Source organism: Lentzea alba (genome assembly GCF_047445655.1).
GTDB lineage: Bacteria > Actinomycetota > Actinomycetes > Mycobacteriales > Pseudonocardiaceae > Lentzea > Lentzea alba_A.
On record NZ_JAJAEG010000063.1, the window covers coordinates 19839 to 27558 of the forward strand.

Annotated in this window: 5 protein-coding genes; all 5 read right to left on the minus strand. The window is 67.6% G+C overall.

Features of this window, described 5'->3' with window-relative positions:
- Positions 1-67: 67 nt before the first annotated feature.
- Entirely contained in the window at positions 68-1111 is a 1044-nt protein-coding gene (locus LFM09_RS48640; RefSeq protein WP_414103471.1) for an ABC transporter permease, read from the minus strand.
- Positions 1108-2019 carry an ABC transporter ATP-binding protein gene (locus tag LFM09_RS48645; RefSeq protein WP_414103472.1) on the minus strand — a complete coding sequence of 304 codons (912 nt, stop codon included), beginning with the start codon at positions 2017-2019 and terminating at the stop codon, positions 1108-1110. The genes LFM09_RS48640 and LFM09_RS48645 overlap by 4 nt, the downstream gene beginning before the upstream one ends.
- 86 nt (positions 2020-2105) lie before the next feature.
- Complete coding sequence (locus tag LFM09_RS48650; protein ID WP_414103473.1) at positions 2106-2909, minus strand: hypothetical protein; 804 nt, start codon at positions 2907-2909, stop codon at positions 2106-2108.
- Positions 2910-3005: 96 nt separating this feature from the next.
- Positions 3006-5249 carry a helix-turn-helix transcriptional regulator gene (locus tag LFM09_RS48655; protein WP_414103474.1) on the minus strand — a complete coding sequence of 748 codons (2244 nt, stop codon included), beginning with the start codon at positions 5247-5249 and terminating at the stop codon, positions 3006-3008.
- A gap of 28 nt (positions 5250-5277) precedes the next feature.
- Positions 5278-7485: a GH92 family glycosyl hydrolase gene (locus LFM09_RS48660; protein WP_414103475.1), complete on the minus strand. Its 2208-nt coding sequence runs from the start codon at positions 7483-7485 to the stop codon at positions 5278-5280.
- Between the last annotated feature and the right edge of the window lie 235 nt (positions 7486-7720).

Genomic DNA, 7720 nt, shown 5'->3' on the forward strand with positions numbered 1-7720 from the left:
TTCGGCCGGACGACCGACTTGTGGACGAACCCTCCGCTGCGCGGCAGCGCGGCAATTCAACACTGTCCTATTCCTCCCATTTGAAGACCCGACTCGCCAGAAATCCGACAACGAGCGCGAACCCGATCAGGATCGCCGAGGGCATCAGCAACGCCTCGATCCCCTTGCCTCGCACGAGCACGTCGAGCATGCCGTCGTTCATGTGCCGCAACGGGAAGATCTTCGACACGGTCTGCAGCCACGCGGGCGCCTGGTCCACCGGGAAGAACGTGCCGGACAGGAACGCCATCGGCAGCACCACGATGTTCGCCGCCGCCGAAGCCGCTTCCTCCGTCTTGGCGAACGCGCCGACGAGCATGCCCAGCGCGAAGAACGCGATGGTTCCCAGCAGCAGCAACGGAATCGAGAGCCACCACGACCCGGCGAGCTTCAGCCCGAACACCGGCAACGACGCGATGCCGATGAAGATCGCGCCCTGCACCAGCGCGACGCCGGCGCTGACGAGGATCCGCGAGGACAGCACCGAGGTCGCGGACACGGGCGCGAGCCGGATCCGGCGCAGCACCTGCTTTCGCCGCCACGACACCAGAGTCAGCGCCGACCCGAACACCGCGGACACCGCCACACCCCACGACAGGATGCCCGGCGTCAGGTACTGGATCGGCTTGAGCGAGGCGTCCTCGACCTTCTCCGCCGCGAACGTGAACGTCGGCGGCTGACCGGTCGCGGCCAGGTTCGCCTTGTCCACGAACCCGTTCACGATCCCGAGCACGGTCGCCGACTTCACCTGGTCGCTCTGCGCGAACCGCACGTCGAGCTGCTGGCCGCGGATGATCAGCGCCGCCGGCAGGTCGCCGTCCTTGACCTTCTGGATCGCCGCATCGGCGTCGTTGTAGGACTCCAGTTCCAGCGCACCGCTGTCGCGCAGCGCGGAAACGATCGGGCCGTCGCCGACCACCGCGATCCTGGTCTTGTCGGCGCCGACGTCGCGCAGGATCAGGCCGAAGATCACCAGGAACATCAACGGGAACAGGAAGGTGAAGAACAGCGTCACCTTGTCCCGGATGAACCCCTTGAACATCGCCAGCGAGAGCGTCTTGAACGCGGTCATGCGCGGTACTCCCGCCCGGTCAGGTTGAGGAAGACGTCTTCGAGGGTGGCGGTGCGGACCTGAAGTCCGTCCAGCGCACCACGTTCGGCCAGCGCCGACAGCACAGGAGCCGGGCGGCGCGTGGAGATCGTCAGCGACACCTCGTCCTCGTGCGCTTCCTCGACGCCGTCGAGCGCGGAAGCGTCCACGACGGACAGCGCACCGCGCTGCAACGTCACGTGCGTCGGCGCGTCAAGCCCACGCACCAGCACCGCGGGCGGGGCGAGCGCGAGGATCTTGCCGGTGTCCATGATGGCCACGCGGTCGCAGAGGATCTCGGCCTCGTCGAGGTAGTGCGTGGTGTAGACGATGGTCTTGCCGCGCTCCTGGATCGCGCGCAGCACATCCCAGAGGTTGCGCCGCGCCTGCGGGTCGAGCGCCGCGGTCGGTTCGTCGAGGAACACGATGTCCGGGTCGTGCACCAGCGCGCACGCGATCGAGAGGCGCTGCCGTTGGCCGCCGGAGAGCTTGTTCTCCTGCTCGTTCGCCTTGTCCGCGAGGCCGACCAGTTCGAGCATGTCCGCGGCCGTGCCGGGGCTCACGCCGTAGAGCGAGCCGAACGTCTGCAGCTGCTCCTTGGCGGTCAGCTTGTCGAAGAACGACGTCGCCTGCAGCTGCACGCCGATGCGCGGCAGCAGCTTCACGTTGCGCGGCCACGGGCTCTCGCCGAGCAGCTTCACCTCGCCGCTGTCGGGCTTGCGCAGTCCCTCGACGATCTCCAGGGTGGTGGTCTTCCCGGCGCCGTTCGGCCCCAGGATGCCGAAGAACTCGCCCTCGGCCACGGTGAACGAGACGCCGTCCACCGCCTTCAGCTCGCCGTAGCTCTTGCGGATGTCCCGCACCACGACCGCCGACCGTTCCTCTGTCATGGCCGAACGTTAGGCCAGCACGAGATCGGTCGCGTGGCGAAACGACTAAAGTCGGCGCGAAGTCGAGACGTTCGTGGGAACTCGCCCTAACAGCCCGCGACCAGGAGCGGACTCGCGGTGTAGATGTCGTTGAGCCGACGCAGTGCCGCAGCGAACTGGTCGAAACGGGCCCGCGGAACGGCCGCGCGCACCTCGCTGATCACCTGCCAGAGGTAGCGGTGCGCGGACGTCTCCATGATCGGCGACGGCGGGGCGGCGCGGTCGCAGGCGAACGCGAGCGCCACCGTCGCGGCGCGCAGGCAGGCGGTCGCGAGCGTCACGCAGTCCTCGACCAGCGTGCGGTCGTCCTGGGCCCGCACGACACCGCTGACCGCGAACCGCACGGCCTGCATCAGCGCGAGGTAGAGGCGCTGGCCGGCCAGGGTGCGTTCCTGCGGCAGGTGTTCGGTGCCGGGGCCGGGGGTCACGACGGTCATGCCGACCTGGGGGCGGCGCAGCACGTGGTCGAAGAGCGCGGTCGGCGCCCAGAGCAGCGTGCGCCAGGAGTCCTCGGTGAGCGAGGTGCCCATCCGGGCAGCGTTCTCCAGCACGTCGAGGTAGGCGATCAGGATGCCGGACAGGAAGACGCCACCGCGGTCGCCACCCACCCGCACGATGCCGAAGCGCTGGTCGTGGCCCTCGTCGTCGGCGAGACCGGTCGCGCTGTAGCCGGGCTTCCACTCGATGACGTCGCTGCTCGCGAGCACGACGCGGGCGAGCCGCTGGTGCACGGGCGACGCCGAGAGCACCGTGTCGTCCAACCCCATCTGGACGAGCATGGACGCAGCGTGCTGCAACGACTCACGTCTTTGCGGCACGAGGTCGGGGTGCAGCAGGCGGAACGGTTCCACGTCGCCCCCTCCCCTCCGTTGGTTGTACTCACAATGAACGGCGGGAGGCGTGAAGTCATCCGGATGAACCGCAGCGTTACGTCTCAGTTGGACGGCTCAGGACGATTGGGCCCAAGCGACGAGCTGCGCGCGGGACGAGAGGTTCAGAGCGGCCTTCACGTTGTGCACGTGGGATTCCACGGTGCGGTGCGAGATCCCGAGCTTGGCCGCGACCTGCGCGTTCGTCATGCCCTGCGCCACCAGCTCGACGACCATCTGCTGCCGGTCGCTGAGCACCGTGTGCCGCACGATCTCCTTGTCCAGCGCGGTTTCCACGGCGTGTGTGATGTCCATCGCCTGGCCGGCGCTCACGGCCCGCGCGAAAGCCGCACGGGACAAGGCTTCCCGTGCACCGTCCAGCACGCCGTCCAATTTCCGCTGCCACAACGGTTGCGCCGGAACAGCCCAGGCCGCGCGCAACTGCTCGCACGCGGCCAGCAACCGCACCCCGAGCTCGTGCCGGCCGCTCAGCACCGCCACGACGGCGCGTCCCTCGACCGACTCCAGCACCGTGCGCGGCATGGTCGCCGACATCCGCACGCTCTCGGCGAACCGCGTGCCCGCGGCCTTCAGATCTCCCTGCTCCAACGCTATGCACGCCCACGTGTGCACGGCCACCGCCACGACGTCCGGCCGTGAATGCGCTCTCAGCACGGGCAACGCCTCTTCGATCAGCACCCCGGCGTCGTCGACCTCGCCCGTGCTGAGCAGGCACCAGCCGAGGTTCTGCCGCGACACAGCCACACTCACGTCATTGCCGTTACGTACGCCGTGCTCAATCGATTGGCGCAACGCCTGCATGGCGTTCGGCATATCGCCCATGCCGTCGTAAGCGCTCGCTAACGTCCGATGCAGACGGCACATGATCTGGTGTTCACCACCGACCTCCGCCGTCTCAATTGCCTCGGCCGCGAACTTCACCGCCTCGTCGAACCGTTCCTCGTGCTCCGCCAACAGAGACGCGTACTCCAGCGCGAGGATCCGGTAGCGCGCGTCGGCGGAGGTCTGGCCCAGCACGTGCATCAGCACCGCGCCCGCCTCGGCGAAGTAGCCGCGGTCGAAGCACACCCTCAGCAACATCGTGGCGAGCATCAGCCGCCGTTCGTCCTGCGGTGCCACCAGATGGGCGAACGCGTACGCCACGTTGTCGTACTCCAGGTGCAACACCCTGAGGTTCTCCGGCGCCAGGATGGACGACGTGACGCCAGGTTCGCCCCTCTCACACAGCCACCGAATGATCCGTTCGGCGGTGACCTCGTGCTCTTCCTGCTCTCTTAGACGTTCCTCCGCGTAGAGGCGCACCGATTCGAGCATGCGGAAGCGCCCGTCGTTCTCCCGCACCACCAACGACTTCGCCTGCAACGCGGTGAGCAGCCCGATCACCGCGCCGCCGTGCACCACCTGGGCGATGTCGAGCCCGAACCCACCGGGCAGCAGCGCGAGCCGGCGGAACAGCTCTTTCTCGTGCGTGGTCAGCAGATCGTGACTCCACGCGATGGCCGCGCGCAGACTTCGGTGCCGCGCCTCCTCTTCCGCGTCGCTGAGCAGGTCGAGCCGGTGGTCGAGGTGGTCCGCGAGCTCCTGGAGCGGCACGGACCTGGAGAGCTTCGCCGCCAGCTCCACCGCGAGCGGCACCCCGTCGAGCCGCGCGCAGACGGCCGCGATCGCACCCTGGTCGCCTTGCACTCCGGCACGTTCGGTGAACAGCCGGACCGCGTCCTCCTCCATGCCGTGCAGCGGATAGACGGCCTCACCGACGGCCCTGAGCGCTTCCCTGCTGGTCGCAAGCACCTGCACGCCAGGACACCGCGACAGCAGCGCGTCCACGACGTCGCAACACTCACCGACGAGGTGCTCGCAGTTGTCGACCAGCAGCAAGATCCGGCGGTGCTGCAGCTCGGCGAGCAACGTCGTCCGCAACGCCACACCCGCGTGCTGGTACACCCCAACGGCTTCGGCGAAGGCCTGCACCACCTGGTCCGCGCGACTCAGCTTGCCCAGTTCGACAGTGCGGACCTCCTTGCGGGAACGCCCGGCGAGCTCCACCGCGAGCCGCGTCTTGCCGACCCCGGCCGACCCGACCAACGTGAGCATCCTGTGCTTGCGCAGCAACGAAAGCAGCTCGGCCAGCTCGGTTTCCCTGCCGACGAACGCGTCGTCGTAACCGGGCAGCTCGGCGACCACAGTGGACGTACCGGCCGTGCGCTGACGATAGGCACGCTGACGGCACGCGTTCGAGCAGTACCGCGCCCGCGACGGCAGGGGCGCGAATTCCGTGCCACAGCTCGCGCAGGTGCCCATCGCACGAGCCTACGGCCGATTCAGCGTCTCAATTGGAAACTGTGTGGAGGTCGACCTCGAGAGTGGTCCCCGACCACAGCTCCGCGAGTTCGATCCGATCTTTGCTCTTGCTGAGCCAGCCACTCCGGATCCGCTCGACAACCTGCGTTTTCTCGGTGTCGGCGGCCTCGGCCTTGATCACGATGTCCTTGCCGTTCTCCAGATGCACGACCGCACGACGGAATTTGGGAGCGTGTGGCACGAACTCGCCAGTTCCCGGCACCGCGGGGTACATCCCGAGCGCGCTGAACACGTACCAGGCCGACATCGTGCCGAGGTCATCATTGCCCGTTACGCCAGCCGGCCCGTTGACGAACAACGTCTGCGCGGCCCGCACGACCACCGACGTCTTCTCCGGCCTGCCGATGAGCGCGTACATCCACGGCGCGTGCAGGTCCGGTTCGTTGTTCGGGTTGTACCTGAACTGGTTGTAGTAGTCGTACGGCCCGACAACCCACTTCTCCCGGACGGTCCGTTTCGGGTCCGTGAGGAGGTCCGGGTACGCGAAGAAGTCGTCGAGCCGCGCCTCCGCCGCAGCCTTGCCACCGAGCGCCGTGATCAGCCCGCTGATGTCGTGCTGCGCGAGCCACTGGTACTGCCAGGCCGTGCCCTCGTGAAACCCGTCCGGCCCCTGTGGCGTGAACGGGTTGAGCCACGCACCACCCTGCAGCTTCGGCCGCGGGAACCCGGTGAAGCCCCGGTCCGTGACGCTGTGGTCCCAGAGGTTGCGGTGGTTGAGGCCGCGCTTCTTCAGGCGTTCCGCGTCCTCCTTGTGCCCCAGCTCTTCAGCCATGATCGCAAGCGTGGCGTCGGCCAGCGCGTACTCCAGGGTCGCCGACGCGCCGTGGTGCGGATCGGTGTCCTGCCCCTTCTTCGGAAAGCGCTTGTCGTACTGGACGAAGCCGTTCAGAAGGTAGTTCGGGTTGCCGGACCGGCCCTGGAAGCGGGATGCGTCCGGTGGGACCCCGTCGACGTTCTGGAGGAGCGCCCGGTACGCCTGCTCCTCGAAGCCCTTGAGGTGCCCGAACTTGTACAGGTCGACCAGGAACGGCGTGACCGGGTCGCCGGTCATGCAGTTGGTCTCCTGGTTGGCGAAGGCCCACCGCGGAAGCCAGCCACCCTGCTCGTGGATGGCGAGGATGCTCCGGGCGATGTCCTTGCTTCGCTTCGTGCGGATCAGCGCGAGCAGCTGGTTGTGGGCACGGTAGGTGTCCCAAAGCGAGTAGTACTCGTAGTAGGTCCAGCCGTCCGTCTCGTGGATCTGGTTGTCGAACCCCCGGTACCGACCGTCGGCGTCGCTGCCGGTCAACGGCTGCAGCAGCACGTGGTAGAGCGCGGTGTAGAAGACCGCCCGCTCGTCCCAGTCGTCCGTCTCGATCTCGATGCAGCCGAGCTCCTCGCGCCAGGCTTGCTGCGCCTCGTTGCGGATGTCGTCGAACGACTTGCCCGCGGCTTCCTGGGTGAGGTTGTTGGTCGCGCCTTGCTGGTCCACTTGAGACAGTGAGGTGTACGCGGTGACCGGGCCTGGTTCGAACGTGACCCACGCTCCCCTGAGGCCTGCGCCGCCTTTTGACTCTCGCTGGGTCGGCTTCGGCCCGTTCGGTCCCCACGTGCCGAACTCCCGGAACGGGCGGTCGAACGTCGTGGTGAAGTAGGTCGTGTAGGGACGGCCGCCGCAGAACGCCTGCGTCTCCACGGTTCCGGTGATCGTGCGGTTGTCGAGGATCTTGATGCTGCTGGCCGATACCGGCTCTTTGTCGTTGGCCTGTCCGACGTTGATCAGCAGCGTGCCCTTTGTTCCACTGGGGAACGTGTAGCGCTCGACGCCGGCCCTGGTGGTCGCGGTGCACTCGACGGTGATGTCGCGGTCGAGCTTGACCTTGTAGTAGCCGGGTTTGCCGATCTCGCCGTCGTGCGAGTACTTCGACGCGTACCGCTTGTGGTCGAAGTTCGACGGCAGCTGGGTGACCGGGAGGATCGGGACCAGGCCGCCCTGCTCCCAGCAGCCCGCGCCGGACAGGAAGAAGTGGCCGAAGCCGCGGATCTGCTGGTCGTCGTAGCGGTAGCCGGCGTAGTGGGAGCCGACCGGGCTGGAGTGCGTCTTGCCGAAGGGCACGGACGCGCCGGGGAAGGTGTTGCCCTCGTCCTTTGTGCCGATGAAGGTGTTGACCGACTCAATGGGATCCAGTGCGTCCACGGTTGCCAGGGTAGTTGGGAAATGGGGGATGCGCGGGGGCCGGGAGGGTGGGTTCCGGGGGTTGGTCGGGGGTGGTTGCGTCAGCTTGCGTGGGTGGTTGCGTCGTGGCACGTCGCGGGTCGGCTTGCGTTGGTTGGCCGCCGGTTCCAGCAGAGGGGTCGCCTGGCGTGCGGGCGGTCGCCTCGCTCTGGTGGCTGGGCGGGTCCTTAGACGGGCTTTGGTTGCGTCATCGCCG